The 18,768-nt window shown below is 55.1% G+C and carries 19 protein-coding genes and 1 pseudogene; 16 read left to right on the forward strand and 4 right to left on the reverse strand.

The window, feature by feature from the left end:
- The first annotated feature begins 94 nt into the window (after window positions 1-94).
- The 10 genes and pseudogenes from F1728_RS18190 to F1728_RS18235 all read left to right on the forward strand — a co-directional run bounded on the left by F1728_RS18190 (window position 95) and on the right by F1728_RS18235 (window position 7,989).
- Entirely contained in the window at window positions 95-1,105 is a 1,011-nt protein-coding gene (locus tag F1728_RS18190) for a hypothetical protein (protein WP_155365288.1), read from the forward strand.
- An 85-nt stretch (window positions 1,106-1,190) separates the two neighbouring features.
- Window positions 1,191-1,490 (forward strand): hypothetical protein, encoded by a 300-nt coding sequence (locus F1728_RS18195; protein WP_155365289.1) that lies wholly within the window; start codon window positions 1,191-1,193, stop codon window positions 1,488-1,490.
- A gap of 286 nt (window positions 1,491-1,776) precedes the next feature.
- On the forward strand, window positions 1,777-2,367 hold the full coding sequence (gene def / locus F1728_RS18200) for a peptide deformylase (protein ID WP_145044313.1): 591 nt from the start codon (window positions 1,777-1,779) through the stop codon (window positions 2,365-2,367).
- 115 nt (window positions 2,368-2,482) lie between these two features.
- The gene (fmt, locus tag F1728_RS18205) at window positions 2,483-3,475 is read left to right on the forward strand and encodes a methionyl-tRNA formyltransferase (RefSeq protein WP_155365290.1); all 993 of its coding nucleotides are present in this window, start codon (window positions 2,483-2,485) and stop codon (window positions 3,473-3,475) included.
- Between the two features lie 129 nt (window positions 3,476-3,604).
- Window positions 3,605-3,934 (forward strand): hypothetical protein, encoded by a 330-nt coding sequence (locus tag F1728_RS18210; protein ID WP_155365291.1) that lies wholly within the window; start codon window positions 3,605-3,607, stop codon window positions 3,932-3,934.
- Window positions 3,935-3,987: 53 nt separating this feature from the next.
- Window positions 3,988-4,860 carry a DUF1570 domain-containing protein gene (locus tag F1728_RS18215; protein WP_145044310.1) on the forward strand — a complete coding sequence of 291 codons (873 nt, stop codon included), beginning with the start codon at window positions 3,988-3,990 and terminating at the stop codon, window positions 4,858-4,860.
- Window positions 4,861-5,008: 148 nt separating this feature from the next.
- Window positions 5,009-5,872, forward strand: a complete 864-nt coding sequence (locus F1728_RS18220; RefSeq protein ID WP_155365292.1) for a UbiA-like polyprenyltransferase — start codon at window positions 5,009-5,011, stop codon at window positions 5,870-5,872.
- Window positions 5,873-5,973: 101 nt separating this feature from the next.
- Window positions 5,974-7,118 (forward strand): annotated as a pseudogene (mqnE, locus tag F1728_RS32605) (aminofutalosine synthase MqnE).
- A gap of 30 nt (window positions 7,119-7,148) precedes the next feature.
- Window positions 7,149-7,565 (forward strand): VOC family protein, encoded by a 417-nt coding sequence (locus F1728_RS18230; protein ID WP_155365293.1) that lies wholly within the window; start codon window positions 7,149-7,151, stop codon window positions 7,563-7,565.
- 235 nt (window positions 7,566-7,800) lie between these two features.
- The gene (locus tag F1728_RS18235) at window positions 7,801-7,989 is read left to right on the forward strand and encodes a hypothetical protein (RefSeq protein WP_145044306.1); all 189 of its coding nucleotides are present in this window, start codon (window positions 7,801-7,803) and stop codon (window positions 7,987-7,989) included.
- Between the two features lie 284 nt (window positions 7,990-8,273).
- Here the strand turns inward: F1728_RS18235 and F1728_RS18240 are convergent, their stop codons facing one another.
- Window positions 8,274-10,289, reverse strand: coding sequence for a coiled-coil domain-containing protein (locus F1728_RS18240; RefSeq protein WP_155365294.1), 2,016 nt, complete (start codon window positions 10,287-10,289; stop codon window positions 8,274-8,276).
- 191 nt (window positions 10,290-10,480) lie between these two features.
- Window positions 10,481-10,807 (reverse strand): thioredoxin, encoded by a 327-nt coding sequence (gene trxA / locus F1728_RS18245; protein ID WP_145044304.1) that lies wholly within the window; start codon window positions 10,805-10,807, stop codon window positions 10,481-10,483.
- A gap of 494 nt (window positions 10,808-11,301) precedes the next feature.
- Here trxA and F1728_RS18250 point away from each other — a divergent pair, with 494 nt between their 5' ends.
- Window positions 11,302-12,252, forward strand: coding sequence for a hypothetical protein (locus tag F1728_RS18250; protein ID WP_155365295.1), 951 nt, complete (start codon window positions 11,302-11,304; stop codon window positions 12,250-12,252).
- 43 nt (window positions 12,253-12,295) lie between these two features.
- Window positions 12,296-12,934: a phosphoribosylglycinamide formyltransferase gene (gene purN / locus F1728_RS18255; protein ID WP_155365296.1), complete on the forward strand. Its 639-nt coding sequence runs from the start codon at window positions 12,296-12,298 to the stop codon at window positions 12,932-12,934.
- On the opposite strand, the gene F1728_RS18260 is transcribed toward purN, so the two are convergent.
- Window positions 12,931-14,292 carry a multicopper oxidase family protein gene (locus F1728_RS18260; protein ID WP_228030228.1) on the reverse strand — a complete coding sequence of 454 codons (1,362 nt, stop codon included), beginning with the start codon at window positions 14,290-14,292 and terminating at the stop codon, window positions 12,931-12,933. The genes purN and F1728_RS18260 overlap by 4 nt on opposite strands.
- A 62-nt stretch (window positions 14,293-14,354) precedes the next feature.
- On the reverse strand, window positions 14,355-15,860 hold the full coding sequence (locus F1728_RS18265; RefSeq protein ID WP_194242425.1) for a TolC family protein: 1,506 nt from the start codon (window positions 15,858-15,860) through the stop codon (window positions 14,355-14,357).
- 494 nt (window positions 15,861-16,354) lie between these two features.
- On the opposite strand from F1728_RS18265, the gene F1728_RS18270 reads away from it, so the two are divergent.
- From F1728_RS18270 to F1728_RS18285, 4 genes are all read left to right on the forward strand, one after another.
- On the forward strand, window positions 16,355-17,116 hold the full coding sequence (locus tag F1728_RS18270) for a DeoR/GlpR family DNA-binding transcription regulator (protein WP_228030229.1): 762 nt from the start codon (window positions 16,355-16,357) through the stop codon (window positions 17,114-17,116).
- Between the two features lie 50 nt (window positions 17,117-17,166).
- Complete coding sequence (pduL, locus tag F1728_RS18275) at window positions 17,167-17,877, forward strand: phosphate propanoyltransferase (RefSeq protein WP_145191603.1); 711 nt, start codon at window positions 17,167-17,169, stop codon at window positions 17,875-17,877.
- 127 nt (window positions 17,878-18,004) lie between these two features.
- Window positions 18,005-18,304 (forward strand): BMC domain-containing protein, encoded by a 300-nt coding sequence (locus F1728_RS18280; protein ID WP_145191600.1) that lies wholly within the window; start codon window positions 18,005-18,007, stop codon window positions 18,302-18,304.
- Between the two features lie 136 nt (window positions 18,305-18,440).
- On the forward strand, window positions 18,441-18,710 hold the full coding sequence (locus F1728_RS18285; protein WP_044238516.1) for a BMC domain-containing protein: 270 nt from the start codon (window positions 18,441-18,443) through the stop codon (window positions 18,708-18,710).
- Window positions 18,711-18,768 lie beyond the last annotated feature (58 nt).

Below are 18,768 nucleotides of genomic sequence, written 5' to 3' on the forward strand. Positions count from 1 at the left end.
CACTTCGTTTTTGTCAAAGTCGTGTTTCATTCACTCTCAAAATGAAACGCAGCGCGACACCATATTCGTTCTTACATATAAAGACTGTTTAATCATGTCTGTTTCGCGTCAACTACCGGATTACCCGATATTGCTGTCAGGAGTAGCTGCTCCTGTCGTGAAGGGTTTGCGCGAAATGGGACTGCCTGTCACAGAGCTGCATGATGACCTGGCCCAACTCTCAGGCTATCAGTCATCCAGCTGGAATCTGTTGCTGGTGGGGTCACAAAAAGCTTTCAACGTCCGAGATCGACAGTTGCTCTCTCACTGTCGGATTCCGTTGATTGACCTCGCGGAATTCACCAGTAAACAGGCGCAGGCACGCACCCGGGACGAAATGCATCAGAAATCGTCACACGGAATCGAACAATTCAATGCTGCATTTGTCATCCGACTCAAAGACCGGTTACAACAGACCGGCGGCGTCTGGATCCGACTCAGCGATTATCCATATCCCTTCCAGGGAGTCATCTGCTACGGTGAATCCGATCTGGGACGGGACTTCCTTGAATACACAAATGTGATGAGCCCCCTGCCGGTGACCCTCGATCACCTGCATCTGAATGCAGAAGCAGGCTGGTTGAACCGGGCGAACGAAGAATCGGCCCGCAAACTTCGCGTGGAACTGGTCAGCAGCTACCGTCAGGGACTGCCGGTCTCGCTGACCTCAATCGAATCGCAGAATCAACTCAAGACATTATTTGAAAACATCAATCTGGACCGCAAACAGATGCCGCTGGTCTGGGTGACTTCACTGACCACGTTTTTCCGCTGGTGGAACCTGCGTCGCGAACTCTCCGTGAGTATCAACCGCCGGAACACCTCCTGGGAAACGATTATCTCAGGTCAGTTTGAAGGCTTTCACCCCGGTCTGCAGATCTGGAAAGGGCGCCACTCCGCAACCGTGGCACTTTCGCGGGGCGTGAATGAAATCAGAGACGAACTACTCGCACTGGCGATGAATCAGGAACGTCATCCCGGTGGTTTTACAGCGCATTGGGCCGGCTCAAAGTCGAGCATACTCCCTCTGGGCTGGAATCGATCGGCGGCATCGGCTGCCTCTTAAGCGTAAGAACTATTCCACATCAAAGAATGATTATCAGCGATTGAATTTTTCAGTCGCTCCATTGTTGAAGAAAAGGATTGAACTCATGAAACGTTTCGGAATTACAATGCTGGGTATCGCATTGATCGCTCTGACAACAGGATGCCAGTGTGGACGTTACGGCAACTGCGGCAGCTGTAACTACGGTCCTTCCATGGCACCAGTCATGCCCTTTGGTGGCGGTGGATGCTCAACCGGTAACTGTGGTGTCGGTGCTCCGACTTACGCACCTCAGGGAGCCTACAACACCTACGATACTTATCAGTCCACAGCAGCTGCTCCTGTCATCCAGGGATCAGTACCAGCTACCGCTTCTGCTCCACTTGACCCGCTGCCCATGTATTAAGATGCATGTGATAGCGGCTGTGCAGTGGCGTCTGGTCGTCTCGGCCTGAGACGGGTCGACAGGCACGACAACACGTTCGTGGCCTGCGCCGCGGCTGACCAGACGCTGGAAAAAACGCGAACAATGCCATTGTTCGCGGGGATAAGGATTGTATCTCCCGTTCGGCCTTGCTATACAGTTAGTTATGTATATGGCGTCCCTCCCTGCGCGCTCTTCGCAGAGACTGGAGCACCGTCATCGACTGATTTCTGAACTGTGTATCATACCCCGCCGGGTACATCAAATTATGGCTGCGTTGCAAATCGTCAATTATCCCCATCCCGCCCTCCGCTGGAAATCCAAACCCATTAAAAGCATCACGCCTGAACTGCGCGATATCGTCAAAACGATGTTCGAGCTCATGTATCAGGCACGGGGCATCGGACTGGCAGCCAACCAGGTTGCACTTCCGTATCGATTGTTTGTGATCAACCTGACTTCCGATCCCGGCGAAAAAGAGGAAGAGTTTGTCTTCATCAACCCGGAAATTACCAAACGCAAAGGGACGGCCGAAGGGGAAGAAGGCTGCCTGAGTCTCCCCCAGCTTTACGGCGACGTCAAACGATCCGAAGAAATTACCGTGGAAGCTTACGATCTCAACGGACAGCTGTTTGAGATCACGCTCGACGATCTGGCAGCCCGCGCCGTACAGCATGAATACGATCACATCGAAGGCGTCATGTTTACGGATCGCATGGTTGAAGCCAAAAAGGCTGAACTGGAAGCCCAGATCGCCGACTTCGAAGCCCAGTTCCGTCATCAGCAGGATCGAGGCGAAATTGCTTCGGATGAAGAACTTCGCAAACAACTGGCCCAGCTCGAACTGGAACTGGATTAACACAGCCCCTCAACCGCAGCGAGATACTGTTTTCGCCCGGCTCCCTGTCTTTGATGCCAGTCGGCGCAGCATGGCGAGTGCAGACTGAGGCTGACTCATCAGGAGGAGATTTCCCGTGCCTTTAAAAGTAGTCATGATGGGGACCGGCACCTTCGCGATTCCCGCGTTTCAGGCGCTCATTGATTCCGAGCATGAGGTTCTGGCCCTGTATACACAGCCCGATCGGACCGGTCGCGGACATCACCGCCACAAAAACCCGATGAAAGAGCTCGCCCTGGAACACGAGATCCCTGTCTTCCAGCCGCCGAAAATCAATACCGCGGAAGCGCTCGAAGAACTCGACCAGTTACAGGCGGACGTGTACCTCGTCGCCGCGTACGGACAGATCCTCTCCCAGAAACTGCTCGATATGCCCCGCTGTGGTGCCTTTAATCTGCACGCGTCCCTGCTGCCAAAATATCGCGGCGCCGCCCCGATTCTCTACGCGATCCAGAACGGCGAGACCCGTAGCGGCGTCTCGGTCTTCCGAATTGAACGCGCCCTCGACTCCGGCCCGATCGCCGGCATGGTCGAAACCGAAATCGGTCCCAAGGAAACAACGGGACAGCTGCAGGATCGACTCGCCGACCTCGCCGCACCGCTGGCCATGCAGTTGCTTACCGATATTGAAGCCGGCACTCTCGTCGAAACGCCACAAAACCACGAGGAAGCCACCTTCGCCCCCACGCTGGACAAGCAGGTCGGCGCGATTGACTGGAACCAGACCGCCGAACAGATTTCCTGGCACGTCCGGGCCATGCAACCCTGGCCCAGCCCGTTCTCCTTCCTTCAGCATCCGGGGCAGGATCCCCTGCGTCTGCAGATTCTGGACGTCGACCCGCTCACTCCGGAAGATCTGGAAGCCCTCGAACCGCAAGTCGATCCCCAACAGGCCGCTCCCGGAACGGTTGTCTTCGCCGATAACAAACGAGTTGTCGTCAGTACAGGATCGGGGCTGCTGCAGCTCAACCAGATCCAGCCGCAAGGTAAGCGGGCCATGCAGGTTAAAGAATATCTCTGCGGTCGGAAAATCCATCCGGGGGACATTTTCGGTACTCCCGCCACTTAGGGTGGTCTTATGTATCGTCATTGCGACTGAATCCTCAGGTTCACTCTTGCCGCATTTGCCGGTTTCTGAGATGATCCCGCCCCTGATCAGCAGGCGAACCTGGATTTAACACACAAGGAAGTGAGTGAGATGCGCCGAATCGTAGCCGCTTTGATTTTCATGATGATCGGAGCGGGTGGCATGTATGCCGCATTTGAATATCACATCGTACAGTCAAAGGAAGGCTGGCACCTGGTCCCCAAGTCACAGGCCGGACTCCACGATACTTACGCTGACATCAGAAAATGGCAGGCGACCACCTGGAAAGACCATCCCCGGCTGGCCCAGTCACTGATTGATGATGGAAAAGGGAACCTCATTATTCAGTCCGCATCGAATGGATTCTTCGACGGTCTGTTTCCCGGTACGGATAAGCAGCGCTCTGCCGCCAATCCGGAATCCTCCCAGAAACGTTTATAACTGCGACTTACTGACAGATACTATCCCCGCTTACTGAGACCCGACTGCTCACCGTGAAAACCGAATTACCCGTCAGCCCGGATCAGACTCCCCACCGGAAGTCATGGCCCGCATTCAAAGCCCTCGCTCTGAATGTCTGTCTGACACTTTGTCTGTTCTCAGCCCAGGGCTGCCGGACCGCAGCGAAAAATCAGGCCGTCCATCTGCCCGCACGACACAGCGTCAGTGCCGAACAGCTGATCGTGCTCAGCGATTTCAAACTGGGGCAGGAACATCCTCTGTTTCAGGATCTGATCCAGCTGCGGGAAGATGTTGCCGCCACCCTGAATATTCCCTTGAACAGCGAGCAGGTCACCGTCTACCTCTTTTCCAATCAGGAAGAGTATCGCAACTATCTCGATCTGACTTACCCGGGGCTGCCTCCGCGTCGCGCTTACTTTGTGGGTACTCCCAAAGAGCTCGCCGTCTACACCTTCTGGGGTGACCGCATCCAGGAAGATCTCCGCCACGAATTTACACACGGACTCCTGCACGCCAGCCTGAAGACCGTTCCGCTCTGGCTCGACGAAGGTCTCGCGGAATACTTCGAAGTCGCCGGCAATACCCCCGGACAGATCAATCGCGATCACGCGTCCCGACTCACCGCCGCCCTCAACAACGGCTGGAAGCCCGATATGAAACGCCTGGAACAGCTCGAGAAGGTCTCGCAGATGCAACGCGTCGATTACCAGGAAGCCTGGGCCTGGACGCATTTCATGCTGAACAGCACGCCCGAAGCCCGGGATGCACTGCTCGCATATCTCTCGGAACTGAAGACCAACGAATCTCCCGAGGTCCTCAGTGCCCGGCTGCCTCGCGACATTCCCGGCGTCGAAGATCGCTTCGTGAATTATGTCGCTTCGCTGAACACTTTTCCCAGCCGGTAAGGTCGGAAACCTCCGATTCCTGCCTCTGCGCCTGAGTTTCCCGTCTCCCTGACTTGGGTGCCCGCAGCACATCAGCTAAGATGAAGCCAGCGATCGTATCCTGTGATCAACCCCGACCGCTCAACCCTCCTCTGATGAGATGAATTCAATGCTGGCCCGACTGCGCCTGTTACTCGAACTGATTCGCTTCAGCCATACTATCTTTGCCCTCCCGTTCGCACTGCTCTCCGCAGTACTGGCCTGGCGCGGTCAGACCGTTCGCTGGCAGGAACTGGTGGGGATTCTGCTCTGCATGCTGTTTGCCCGATCGGCAGCCATGGCCTTCAATCGACTGGTCGACCGCGATATCGACGCGGAAAATCCGCGAACCGCAGGGCGACACATCCCGGCAGGACTCATCAGTGTCCGCGCGGTAACCATCTTCACCCTGCTGACTTCACTGGCCTTTATCGCTTCGACACTCCTGTTTTTACCCAATCGCTGGCCCCTCTACCTCTCGGTGCCGGTGCTCTTGTTTCTGCTGGGCTATTCTTACGCCAAACGCTTCACCATCTGGTGCCATTACTGGCTCTCGACAGCCCTCATGCTCTCACCCCTGGCCGCCTGGATCGCCATTCGCGGGTCGCTCTCGCTGGAACCCATTCTGCTCGGAGCGGTCGTCTTCTTCTGGGTCGGCGGTTTCGATATTATCTATGCGTGTCAGGATGTCCATTTTGATCAGGACAAGCGGCTTTCCAGTATCCCCTCCCGCTGGGGTATCAAAAAAGCCCTGCGTTTCGCGATGTTCAGTCACCTCATGACCATCGTCTGCCTGTTCAGCCTCTGGTATGTCGCCGCGTTGGGCATCCCCTTTCTGATCGCCGTCCTCGCGGTCGCGGGACTGCTGATCTATGAACACCTGCTGGTCAATCCGGATGACCTGGGACGCGTGAATCTGGCCTTTTTCCACGTGAACGCCGTGATCAGTATTGGTTTGTTCTTTGTGGGATTGATCGATGTCTGGCTCGCATAAGCCAGCCTGAAACGTCATAATGAAGAAGTCCTGCTGCGCGGTCGGCAGGTCTGTCTAAACACCATTATTCTGATACGCGAAACGAATCAACAGACAGTCTGATGAATCTGAATCAAAACGAACAGGAACAGCTCGCAACCATCACCCGCAAAGTCGAAACCGGCGAGCGGATCACCTTCGACGAAGGTGTTTTTCTGGACGAGAAAGTCGATATCCTGACGCTAGGCGGCCTGGCCAATCAGGTCCGTGAACGCAAGAACGGGAACTTCGCGTTCTACAACACGAACATCCACCTGAACCCGACGAACGTCTGTGTTTATCGCTGTAAGTTCTGCGCCTTCCGGGCCGACCTCAAATCAGAACGCGGCTACACCTTCACCGAAGACATGATTCGCGAACGTGTTCAGGAAGCACGCGTCAGCGGCGCCACGGAAATCCACGTCGTCGGCGGGCTGCATCACCAGAAAAATTCGACTGGTACCTCGACGTCGTCAGCACCATTCACGACGAATATCCCGAGCTGCACATCAAGGCCTGGACGCCCGTGGAAATCAACTGGTTCAGCTTCATGACCAAAAAGCCGACCCGCTGGGTGCTCGAACAGATGATGGAAGCCGGCCTGGGCAGCATGCCCGGCGGTGGTGCTGAAATCTTCCATCCCGAAGTCCGCGAAAAAATCTGCGAACACAAAGCCGACGCGCAGAGCTGGATCGACATCCACCGCGAAGCTCACAACCTCGGACTGCGGAGTAACGCCACCATTCTCTACGGCCACTACGAAGAGGCCAAACACCGCGTCGACCATCTCTGTCGTCTGCGGGAACTGCAGGATGAGACCGGCGGATTCCAGACGTTTATCCCGCTGGCCTTCCATCCGGAAAACACCGGGATGTCAGAAATTCCCAAAGCATCCGGACTCACCGACCTCAAGATGATCGCACTCTCGCGGATCATGCTCGATAACTTCGATCACATTAAAGCCTACTGGATCATGCTCGGCGAAAAGACCGCACAGACCGCCCTCAGCTTTGGTGCCGACGACCTGGACGGAACCGTGGTTCACGAACTGATCTATCACGATGCCGGAGCCAAAACGCCGGAAGGGCTGACCGTCGAAATGCTGCATCGCCTGATCAAGGAAGCAGGCCGCATCCCCGTCGAACGCGATACCCTGTATCGGCACATTGTCCGCGACGGTGCTTCCTGGAGCATCGGGGAACCGATTCTGGCCTCCTCCGTTTCCTGATCAGCAACCTGAAACAAGAAAGGCGAATTCATGTCCGATGTTGACCCCACAGAATGTGTGCAGGTTCAGGCCTTCGATCACATCACTCTTGTGGTCAAAGATCTGGAAGCCGCGCGTAAGTTTTACGTCGATTTCCTGGGTATGGACCAGGTGCCCCGGCCCGCGTTTTCCTTCGAAGGCCACTGGTACCAGATCGGCGGACAGCAGATTCACCTCATCCTGGAACACGATCAGTCTGGCGCAGCCGGCCAGGCCGATGTCGAACCGAACACCCGCACACACCATTTCGCCTTTCAGGTGCAGAATGCGAATCAGGCCTACGCACAGGCGCTCCAGCAGGGAATTCCCATTGTTTCGCCTCCCAAACCCAGGCCCGATGGAGCTACTCAGACCTTCGTCAACGATCCGGACGGACACATTATTGAGCTCTGCTCGCTCGGATCCTGAAGCCTCGGCAGGTGTCGGCTGGCACTGTTATAACGGTTTTTCAGGTCTCGCAGATCGCAGCGGGGCAGGGTTCAACGACGCGAGGAATCAGTTCTCAGAATCGACTGGAAATTCCACCAGAGGATAAGGTATACTTGGAACGAGAGTGCTCATCGAAGCTCATTTCAATCAGACGAGTACAAGACATCCATTAAGCAGACAGCTTTGACAGAGGTAGAGAGAGACGAGGATCTTAATGTCAGATGCACCCAAAAAAATGATCATGGGCTCGATGGCCGCTTCAGGAATCGTGGCGGCCCTCGCACTGGCTGATATCGCGATAGGCGTCCCCTTTCGCGGCAGCATGATGATGGACATCATGTTCCTGGTCTCCGCCGGCCTGGTACTCTTCCTCTGCTGGGATGCCTGGAAAGACCTTCGTTAATCCCCGGTCATTTTCTGATACCGGCTGCCACAGTTGGCTCGACCAACTGTGCTCGCACAATGCTACTTCCAACCAGGAATCACGGGTAAGCCCGAATGCAATTCGGGCCGAGCGAAACGAGCAGGAAACTGACAGAGCAAGATTCCGAACGCTCCCGCAAAATTACGTTTTCTATAGGACCGGGTGGTCCCGGATGCAATCCGGGATTGCCGCAGGCAACAAGAGGTCCCAGAGCAATCGCTCGATCCAGAACCAGCACACCAACTGTGCTCAAGCGACGACCGCTAACCCTCGTCGCGCAGATCCAGCTTCGTCTCCGCATCAAACTCTTCCGCAGATGCTTCCGTTTCCTCATCTGCTTCGAGCGTCGCTTCTTCCTCAGCCGCTGCCTGCAGAGCCGTCGCCTTCAACGTGCCTTCGATACCCGTCAGGTCGGTCAACTGTTGCAGCAGGTCACGAATAATCTGTTCCGCCTGAACTTTCTCCTGCAACCACAGTTCCCGTTTCTGACCCCAGGCCGCATCGCGTGTTGCCAGCTGCTCTGCTTCAAACCGCAGCTGCTCACTCCGCAGACGTAACTGCTCATCCCGCTCGGCAATCCATTCGGACAAGGCCTGTCGTTCCTGGCGGAATTCATCTCGGTGTCGATGAAACAGTTCCTGCGAATGATCCAGTTCCTGCCGCTCCACCGACAGTGATTCGCGTAATTGCCGGTAATGTGAAGCCAGCGCATCACGGGCCTTCTCCAGTCGCAGGCGAGCCGCTTCCTCACCTTCCGCCTGGGTCAGCTGCGCCCAGCCCTCTTCGAGCGCCAACCGCATTTCGAGCGTACCGCGATGTGTCTCTTCGACTTCCGCCCGCAGGGTGTCCAGCCGCTCGCGTCGACGTTCCAGGTTCTCTGCATGCAGAGCCAGCATGTCGTGCTGACGGCGAAGTTCCGCCTTTTGCGACTCGCGTTCCTTGTGCCAGGCTTCGTACTCGTCGGTCATCCGCTGTTTCTGGTTCGTCTCATACCGTTCGACGGAGCGTCGTAGTTCGGTATGCAGCGCCCGTTCCTTACTCAGCGACTGCTCGCGCTGCTGCAGTAAATCGCGGAAGCGGTCCAGCTGTTTCATCCGCAACAGGTGAATGCGTTCATTCTGCTCGTGTTGCTGCTGCTGGATCTGTTGCTGACGCTGGAATTCATGCTGTTCTTTTTCGACCTGGGTCCGCAGTCGCAGCAGGTGGTTTTCCTGGAACTTGATTCGGTTCTCGATCAGCGTCCGTTTCTGGTCAAACTGATCCTCCCGGGAACCGTACTCGCGCTCCAGGTCCTCGCGCTGAATGGACAGCTGGTGTTCGATCTCTTCCGAACGGATGACGAAGTCCCGTTCGCGTGTGGCCAGCGCCTCTTCCTCGGCGTGACGCTTCGATTCCCAGTCCGCCTGGCGGGTTTTCAGTTCCAGTTCGAATTTTTCCCGGCGGGATTCGAGTTCCGCTTCGACCTTGCGAATCGTCTCTTCGTGCAGTTCGCGTTCCCGCTTCAGATGATTCAACTCGGTCTGCCGCACGCCCCGCCATTCGTCCTGATCGTGTTCCAGTTCGCGCCTTTGTTCGGTCAGGGTTTCCAGGACTTCCTCGCGAATCCGGTTCCGTTCGTTGATCAGATCCAGACGCTGGCGCTCCAGGGATTCCCGCTGTTCTGCAAATTCCATCAGGATCAGGTCACGCATTTCGCTGCGTTCCTGTTCAATCCGATCCTGGGCTTCGAAGACTTTTTCCTGTTCGTGCTGAACCGTTTTCGCCAGCTTCTCGCACTCGACTGCTTTGCGGATCAGCTCGGTTTCTTTATCCCGAATACTGGCTTCCCGCTCGTCGTATTGCTCTTCGATCTGCGAGACCCACATGCGAATCTTACGACGTTCGTTATCGATTTCACCCAGCTGACTGTTGAGCGTCTGTTCTCGTCGACTGATTTCGGCGAACTGGGTTTTCAGGTAGTTTGCAATTTCACCCGCCTGGGTCAGCAGCTCTGCGCCGGTCAGTGAGGTTCCCGATTCACTGGCGCCCTGGCTCTGTGTCTCGCCCGCACCCGCAGCATGGGAGAGGCTTGCTTCCAGCGCAGCCTGTTTCTCTGCACTGAAACTGGAGTCAGCTTCCGAGGTGAGTTCGGAATTGCGATGCGGAACGTCCAGGCGACGCTGGATTCCGTCAGGGCCGGGCAGGGGATGAGATTCTTCAGGTTCCGGCGCAGGAGGCTTGAAACCCGCAAAAGGCGGGGAAGTCTGAGATTTCTGATCCGGGCTGGTTTCTTCGCTCATACCGGGATTCCTTTCCCTGAGAAGCGTCTGACTGTTGCTCCCGTGTGAAACTGATGCTGTGAAATCCCTTTCCACTATGCATTCAGTTCGACCGGGAACGCTCGTCGGTTCAACGACAAAAAGGGCAGAAAGGGAGGATCAGCTCCTCCTCTCTGCCCACATGAGTTCAATAACCACTCAACACACTGTGGTTACAGCTGGCTGTCCAGTGATGCTGCGAAACGTTCTTTGGGAGTCACACCCACAAACGTTTCAACCACTTGACCACCTTTATAAAGTTTTACGGTCGGGATGGCGCTGATGCTGCTTGCGGAAGCAATACCGGGGTTTTCATCGGTATTCAGCTTTCCAACTCGCACACGGCCTGAGTAGTCGCTGGCAATTTCTTCGATAGTTGGCATCATCATTTTGCAGGGACCACACCAGGGCGCCCAGAAGTCGACTAATACAGGTTCAGATGCTTCCAACACTTCAGACTGGAAGTTGGCATCAGTAAATTCCAATACGTTTTCCGCCATTACTGGTTGTCTCCGTTACTATTTGGATTCGGTTGGTACTTTAAAAAAAGCAGATAATATCAGTATGACCTTAGGTCCCTTGATCCTGAATTAACAGGGGGTCGACGCCAGGTGAGTTACTCCCACAATCCAGTGGAAGGTTTCAGGCAATCTCAGGTCACTCCAGGTCTGATAAGACTTTACCCTGCAATGACATCACTGGTACACTCAAGGATCGGATTGATCCTCAAGAATCACAGCAGAAAACCCCGGTTGCGCTCAGTCAAATTCTAGGGAATTATAGAGATACTCTGTTTTGTGTCAATGCTCTCTCTGAGGCGTAAAAGACCAAAAACTCTTATCAAATAAGGGATTACGCCACGCATTACCACTCGGCTGTGAAATAATTTAAGCTCGACAAATTGCCCCTGGGACGACAAAATAGGGCTCACAGGCAATTGCCATAATACTGTTATATTAAAGAACTTATTGAAGTGAAACCCTGGGAGCAAAATATGCTGTCTTCTCGCCGAATCCGGACGCTCGTCGGACTGGTCAGTCTACTGGCCCCGCTGACACTCCTGGCGGATGAAAAAAACGGCGAAGATCCCTTCAAACCGTTTCCGGAGCAATTGCAGCCTTCCCTGTTCAACGAAGTCGAAGACAAAGCCCTGGGCGGCGTGCTGGATGACGAGGAGACACTCTACTACTACGTCCTCAATCACCTCCAGGAAACCAGTCTTCAGGATCAGAAGCAGGCCGCGGAATTCAATCTGCAGAACCGCCGCTCAGAACTGAAAACGTTCCGCGAGCACCCCGAGCTCAAGCTCCCCCTCTTTCCCGATATCTTCAAAAATATGAAACGCTGGAAAGGGCGGCTGGTCACACTGACAGGTCGTGTCCGCAAGCTGGTACATTATCCAGCTTCTGAAGATAACAAGTTCGGCATTAAGACACTCTACGAAGCCTGGATGTTTACCGACGATTCGCAGCAGAATCCCGTCGTGGTCATCTGCACCGAAGTCCCCCCGGCTCTGAAAAACGGACTTCCGGAAGGGACCGATGTGATCGATCATGTCACCGTCACCGGTTATGTTTTCAAAATGTACCTCTACTCAGCCCAGGATACCTCGCGCATCGCACCGCTGATTCTGGCACAACGACTCGAATGGACGCCCCCCAAAACCGATGAAACGGGCGGGCAACTCTTCGTCGTGATTCTGGGAACGACGTTCATCCTGCTGATCGCAGGCGTCGGGATTACGATGTGGCGAAATAATCAGCGGGATAAAGAGTTTCGCGAGAAACGACTGAAAACCAGCCAGGGGGAAGTCAGCTTCGACCAGCTTTCCTCCGGGACCACATCTGCGGAGACAACGCCCCAGATCAAACCACCGGCGAACGAAACCGGATCCGCGCGCGATTCAAAATCAGACTCGTCGCCCCCCGATTCGCCACGGTCCTGAAAACTTACACTGACAACATTTCAACAGCACGAAAACGGAATTGATGACTTCACCTGTTCTGAACCGTCCCCTGAAACTGGCCGTCCTGATTTCCGGTGGCGGCACCACACTGACCAACTTCCTCGCACAGAAAGCCGCCGGCCAGCTCGATATTGAGGTTCCCCTGGTGATTGCCAGTCGCCCCGGTTGTGGCGGGATTGCTAAAGCAGAAGCCGCGGGCCTCAACTGCGAAGTCATCGCCCGTCGTGATTTTGAGAACATCGAAGCCTTCAGTCACGCGATCTTTGAACGGTGTCGCGCCTGCGAAGTCGATCTGGTGACGCTCGCCGGTTTTCTTTCGCTGATTCACATCCCCGAGGATTTTCTGTACCGCGTAATGAATATCCATCCCGCGCTGATTCCCTCTTTCTGCGGGCATGGCTATTACGGCCACAAAGTGCATGAAGCCGTCGTTTCACGCGGCGTAAAGGTCAGCGGTTGTACGGTGCACTTTGCCGACAACGAATACGACCACGGTCCCATCATCGCCCAATCCGCAGTCCCCGTGAAAGGGACCGACTCGCCCGATGATGTCGCCGCCCGGGTCTTTGAAGCCGAATGCGAACTCTATCCCGAAGTGCTGCGTCTCTACGCTGCCGGAAAAATCAAAGTCGTCGAGCGTCGTACCGTCATCGCAGATTAAAGCGACTGACTCCCCGGCGGGGGACCTTTGGGTGTGCTCGAGAAGGGCGGAATGGGCTCATGGGTGTGCATGACCTTGTCGTACAGATCCGGGGGCAGCACCCGCATGACGGTAAACAGACCGTGCACGCCATGATACCAACCCTCTCGCATGCCTTGTGTCTCGCGTCTACTGGTCAGTTTGTGAATGTCTTCCTTCGTCAGTTTTGCACTCGACATCATCTGCGGAAAGCCGGGAACAATTTCTTCCGCGTCTTTCCACTTCTCGCGCACAATCGGTCCGACCTGGGTCACCATATGGTTCATCATGTGATGGAACATGTGGCAGTGCAGCACCCAATCCCCCGGGTTATTGGCAATGAACTCGACATCCCGTGACTGGGCCACGCCAACAATCACGGTGTTTCCGGGAATCCATGCCGACTCCGGAATGCGGCCCCCCTCCGTTCCCGTCACCCAGAACGTGTGCCCGTGCAGGTGCATCGGATGCTGGTGCAGCGTACTGAAATTCAGGAAACGGATTCGTATCCGCTCGCCCAGTTTGCAGACCAGTGGCGTCGTATAAGGACCGCAGCGGCCATTGATGGTCAGGAAGTTCCAATCCATCGAAGTCGTGTTGGGAATGCTGGCGTTCGGCATCATGGAGAACTGCTGTGTCATCAATACGAAATCCCGATCCACAACCGGTTCGTATGCCACCTTGGGGTGAATGATGAAGGGCACTACCATTCCGATCGCCTCCTGCATTGCAACGTGCGGATGCAGAAAATAACTCCCTTCCTGGTGCACGTCGTACTCATACACGAACGTCTGCCCGGGTTTGACGAGGGGCTGTGTGACAGCAGGGATCCCGTCCATGTAGATCGGCAGTTCCAGCCCGTGTGAGTGCAGCGTCGTGGCTTCGGGGAGATCGTTTTTGAACACAATCCGCACCCGCTCTCCCTGGTACATTTCCAGAGCGGGTCCAGGAAACTCCCCGTTGTAACCGTAGGCATCCATCCAGATCCCCGGCAGGACTTCGCGACGGACGGGCATCGCGTGCAGATGAAACTCGCGAACCCCATCGATGACTTTACCGCTGGTGGTCTTCAGGTCCGGTGCGATAATTCCTACGGGAGGCTCGCCGGTCTTCCCCAGGCCCGGCACCAGTTTGCCCCGGTCAGTCGCGCTGCCAATCGGACCACCCAGCCCCGGATGCAGGCGGGGGTAACCATCATTACTCTGATCCGCATTCTGCTGTTCAGTCGTCGCGAATGAGTCGTTCTGCTGGCCCAGTACCGAACGGGTCGCGAACAGACCTGCGGTCGCTGCCGCACCCTGTGCCAGAAAATTTCTGCGATCGTGGGGAGTTGTCATCATTCCTCTTTCATCAGGCCGGCTCGCCTGGTTTTGATTCACTTTAACTGATGGTTCCGTTCGCTTTAGCGGGGCTTAGGCACCGCGTCGATGTGTCCGCCACCCATGGGGGCCGGCGGTATGTTCAGTCCACCCGTCAACAGCATTCCGCGAATCGCTACTTCCGTTTCCTGGTTCTGTAACTGGCTGCGGATGTAATCCTGCTGCAGATTCAAATACATCTTCTGCGCCATCAGCACGTCCATCCAGGGAGCCCGTCGTTTGTAATAACTGTCATGGGTGACTTCGTAGGCCTCTTTAGCCTTAGGCAACATACCATCCCGGTAAGCTTCCACATGCTGACGGGAGGTCCGGTAATCGCGATAAGTGTGCGAAAGTCGGCTCATCAGCGAGAGTTCTAACCGCTTCACATTGGCCCGCGACTGATTCAGGTCGGCCAACGCCTGGTCCACCGTCCCCTGGTTCCGGTCAAAGATCGGGATCGGCAGCCCGACCGACACGCCCGCCACCGAGTTGTCCGTTTCATAGTTGTGACCAAAGTCTACATTCAACAGGACATTCGGAATCGGCTGGACCTTTTCCCGTTCTACGGTGATCTCATCATGCTGCACCCGTTCCCAGGCAGCCACAATCTCCGGGCTGCTTTCCAGCAGTTGATTGAGCACCATATTCCAGTCCAGCAGTTCGCTCTGCGGTTCCAGCGAACCAACCAGGGTCGTGCATGCGAGTTCGGGGACACCCACCATCGCTACCAGCTTACGCCATTCCTGCTCCAGATCGTTCTCTGCAGTCTGCAGGTTGAGACGCGCCTTTTGCAGATCCACCTCGGCCCGGAGTAGTCCCGCCTGATTGGTCTGTCCCAGGTTGAACATCTCTTTGTGGGTCTGCAGGTTATCTTCCGCATTCGCCAGCAACTGCTTCTGTACCGCCAGTAACTGCTGCGCTGCGAGGGTCCGGTAGTAATGGATCTGCACATCGTTGAGTACCCGCGTGCATTGTGCCTGCAGGTTCGTTTCAGCGATACACATCTGCTGCGTCCACTTGGCGCGACTCAGCTTCAGCTTGCCACCGGTCACGATCTCCTGTGAGACAAACCCACCCTGCAACTCGCCGGGGGTGCCTTCGATGCCGATCTGGTCCGCTTTATAACCCATCACCGGATTTGGCTTCAGGCCGGCCTGATAGGCGGCACCCCGAGCAGCATCCACCTGAGCCTGGGCTTGAATCAGGGTCGGGTTGTGTGCCTGGGCCAGTGCTTCGAGTTCCGCGAGAGAACAGGAATTCGCGGGGAACGCTGTCGTGTGAGCGGGTTTGGGGGGCAGGGGGGCAGCGATCTCAGAGAGCGGCAGCTCCACCGGTTCTTCATGAGCCACCAGTTTTGTCTCAGCAGCCTGCTGCGTTTCTGGTGCGGGGGAGGTCTCTTCTTCGTCCAGGGAAAGTGTGTACGACGCCTCCTGTTTTTCAGCCGCGGGAGTTTCAGACTTCCGGGCCAGATAGGAGGCGGGACCTGCAGCGCAACCGTAGAGCGTGCACGTGAGCAGTGAAACGGCTATCGAAGATTTGACTTTCACTCCGGTCCTCCCTGAATCCTGTTTCCACGCGATCCTCGCGCAGCCTTCCATGGGAGGTGATCGACGTGAGCAGGGGGCTGAGTGATCACCAATTACTGAAACAGACAGCAAATGTGCAGATCAGAATCGTTGAAACCGGGGAACCGCTAGAACTGACAGAACCCGTCCCACTGGCAGTGACCGGTATCCAGGGTGAAGAAACAGAGAATTCAGGCCCTGAAATGTCTCCAAAAAGCGACCCAAGTCCCGGTTCTGATGTAAGTTTGGGACATAGACTTCCGTCAAACCAGGTAAGCAGGCGGGACTTTAGCGAATTCCGCTCTCAGATGAATATTTGCTTTAGGAAAGATGAAGTCTCTGGGAAATATCAAAACAACTGACAGTTTTTGATTGAAAGTGAAATATATTGAGTGTATTTTGAAGATAAAGATTGAAAGAAAGCGCTACGAGAGGCATATTCTTTAGGGAAATAGATCGTCTCAGGAGGAGTTTGTATGTCAATGTTACTTGACGAAAGACGGGAAAGCATCCTAAAGATTGTCGAAAACAAGGGGTTTGTCTCCCTTGTGGATTTGATGGATTCTGTCGGTGCCTCGGAATCTACGATTCGGAGGGATTTGGAGTATCTTGACGGAATCGGTCAGATTCGTCGCACTCGTGGTGGCGCTGCTTACGTGGGAGAGTCATTAGCCACTTTTGAAGATCGGTCTTTTATGTCGTCCAGGCAAAAAAGGCTGGTAGCACAGGCTGTGGCAGATCTGATTGCTCCCGGAGAGGCTGTGCTGATGGATGGAGGCACAACCACTCTCGAAGTCGCTCGTCAACTGGCGGGCAAAGAACTACAGGTCGTCACCAATTCACTGCCGATCGCCAATCTGCTGGTCAACCAGCCCAAGGTCGATCTGATGTTGATCGGAGGCTTCCTGTTTCCCAAAACCGGCGTCGCGTTGGGGAAGACTGCTGTGGAATCGCTGAAAAGCGTTCATGTGCGTCGCCTCATTATCAGCGTTGGCGGAATCACTGAAGATGGGCTGTACAACAGCAACATGTTACTGGTGGAAACGGAGCAGCAGATGTTTGCCGCTGCAGAAGAAGTGATCGTGGTGACTGACAGTACCAAATTCGGGCATTCGGCTCTGGCCTACCTCTGCCCGCTGGCGGACGTCGATCACATCGTCGTGGACGACGGGATCACGGAAGAGTGGCAGCAGGTACTCCGCGATGCCGGCATCAAACTCACGATTGTCGAAACCTGACAATTCTGAATCGATCATCGAGACCATACAATAAATTGAGATCAGATATTATGACACAACTGAAAAATTCCATCTCTCGCTCGCAGGTAGAACAACTGGTTCGTCAGGCTTTATCTCAACAACTCCCGGGCACATCAGCTCCGGGACTGCAGACGGCCCCGAACCCCCTGGTTGTGAATATCTCAGCACGACACGTGCATCTCTCTCAGGAACACCTGGAAGTCCTGTTCGGTAAAGGTGCTGAACTCGAAGTCCAGAAAGACCTCTACCAGGATGGCTACTTCGCCGCCACTCAGACCGTGGCGATTGTCGGCCCCCGCCGCCGGATGATTCCCAACGTTCGCGTTCTGGGACCTTGCCGTGGCGATACTCAGGTCGAACTGGCCTACACCGATTCGATCTCTCTCGGACTGGATCTGCCAGTCCGCATCAGTGGCGACATCAAAGGCACACCCGGTTGTGTGCTGATGGGACCCCAGGGAGTCGTCGAACTCGATTTCGGCGTGATCCGGGCTGCCCGTCACGTCCACATGTCACCAGCTGACTGTGCTTACTACGGTTGTGCCAACGGCGACAGCCTGCACCTGCGGGTCGATTCCCCCGGCTGCACCACGGTCCTCGAAGATGTGGTCGTACGCGAAAACCCGGACGTCAAACTGGAAGTCCACATCGATACCGACGAAGGCAACGCCGTCGACCTCGATCATGCGACTTCGGTCAAACTCTTCGTCCCGGAATCCTGTAAATGCAAACACAGCTGATCCTCAACAGATCAGCCACCGGTGCGTCACGCGGATGCATCGCTTAATTCCTGTTGCGGATCCGGGTGCCGGGTCCGTAGAAATCACGAACTGTTTTTTTACTGTCTCTAACAAGGAGAACTGACTCATGGCGAAAGCAATGGAAGCCCTGGGAATGGTGGAAACAAAAGGGCTGATCAGCCTGATTGAAGCCGCCGATGCAATGCTCAAAGCAGCCAACGTACAGATGATTGGCTGGGAAAAAGTAGGTAGCGGTCTGGTAACCGGTTTTGTTGTCGGTGATGTCGCTGCTGTCAAAGCTGCTGTCGACGCCGGTGCCGCTGCTGCCAGCAAAGTTGGCGAAGTTGTCAGCGTACAGGTCATTCCTCGTCCGCACGAAGAACTGGCTAGCGTACTGCCCAGCAAGACTGCCGCTGCTAAGAAATAATAACGGGTTCTGAACTTTGACAGCTGAAGTCCCTGAATCTGAACGCTTTGAGGATGAACATAACCAGTTGACGTTCAACTGGTATGAAGCAACACAGGATTCAGCTCAACCCATTACATTGAAAGAGAAAAACATAATGAGTTCTGAAGCAATTGGTCTGATTGAAACAAAAGGTCTGGTCGCTCAAATCGAAGCTTCCGACGCCATGCTGAAAGCTGCCAACGTGACTCTGGTTGACCAGATTCAGATTGGTGGTGCCTACATTACCACCGTGATCCAGGGTGATATCGGATCGGTTCGTGCTGCTGTTGACGCTGGTGCTGCTGCCGCTTCTCAAATCGGAGAACTGGTTGGTGCACACGTAATCGCACGCCCCTCCGAAAGCCTGATGTCACACTTTATGTAAGAGACGTACTGTTGGTTCTTCCCGAAGTTCGCTGTTGAACAGAGGGAAAAGGGAAGTC

Source organism: Gimesia benthica, from assembly GCF_009720525.1.
Lineage (GTDB): Bacteria > Planctomycetota > Planctomycetia > Planctomycetales > Planctomycetaceae > Gimesia > Gimesia benthica.

Bases quoted from the DNA above. Each gene is read 5' to 3' on its own strand.
- F1728_RS18280 (WP_145191600.1), top strand. From the start codon at position 18,005: ATGGCGAAAGCAATGGAAGCCCTGGGAATGGTGGAAACAAAAGGGCTG.
- def (WP_145044313.1), top strand. From the start codon at position 1,777: ATGGCTGCGTTGCAAATCGTCAATTATCCCCATCCCGCCCTCCGCTGG.
- F1728_RS18195 (WP_155365289.1), top strand. From the start codon at position 1,191: ATGAAACGTTTCGGAATTACAATGCTGGGTATCGCATTGATCGCTCTG.
- pduL (WP_145191603.1), top strand. From the start codon at position 17,167: ATGACACAACTGAAAAATTCCATCTCTCGCTCGCAGGTAGAACAACTG.
- F1728_RS18190 (WP_155365288.1), top strand. From the start codon at position 95: ATGTCTGTTTCGCGTCAACTACCGGATTACCCGATATTGCTGTCAGGA.
- purN (WP_155365296.1), top strand. From the start codon at position 12,296: ATGACTTCACCTGTTCTGAACCGTCCCCTGAAACTGGCCGTCCTGATT.
- F1728_RS18210 (WP_155365291.1), top strand. From the start codon at position 3,605: ATGCGCCGAATCGTAGCCGCTTTGATTTTCATGATGATCGGAGCGGGT.
- F1728_RS18240 (WP_155365294.1), bottom strand. From the start codon at position 10,289: ATGAGCGAAGAAACCAGCCCGGATCAGAAATCTCAGACTTCCCCGCCT.
- F1728_RS18285 (WP_044238516.1), top strand. From the start codon at position 18,441: ATGAGTTCTGAAGCAATTGGTCTGATTGAAACAAAAGGTCTGGTCGCT.
- trxA (WP_145044304.1), bottom strand. From the start codon at position 10,807: ATGGCGGAAAACGTATTGGAATTTACTGATGCCAACTTCCAGTCTGAA.
- F1728_RS18250 (WP_155365295.1), top strand. From the start codon at position 11,302: ATGCTGTCTTCTCGCCGAATCCGGACGCTCGTCGGACTGGTCAGTCTA.
- F1728_RS18220 (WP_155365292.1), top strand. From the start codon at position 5,009: ATGCTGGCCCGACTGCGCCTGTTACTCGAACTGATTCGCTTCAGCCAT.
- F1728_RS18270 (WP_228030229.1), top strand. From the start codon at position 16,355: ATGTCAATGTTACTTGACGAAAGACGGGAAAGCATCCTAAAGATTGTC.
- F1728_RS18260 (WP_228030228.1), bottom strand. From the start codon at position 14,292: ATGATGACAACTCCCCACGATCGCAGAAATTTTCTGGCACAGGGTGCG.
- F1728_RS18235 (WP_145044306.1), top strand. From the start codon at position 7,801: ATGTCAGATGCACCCAAAAAAATGATCATGGGCTCGATGGCCGCTTCA.
- F1728_RS18230 (WP_155365293.1), top strand. From the start codon at position 7,149: ATGTCCGATGTTGACCCCACAGAATGTGTGCAGGTTCAGGCCTTCGAT.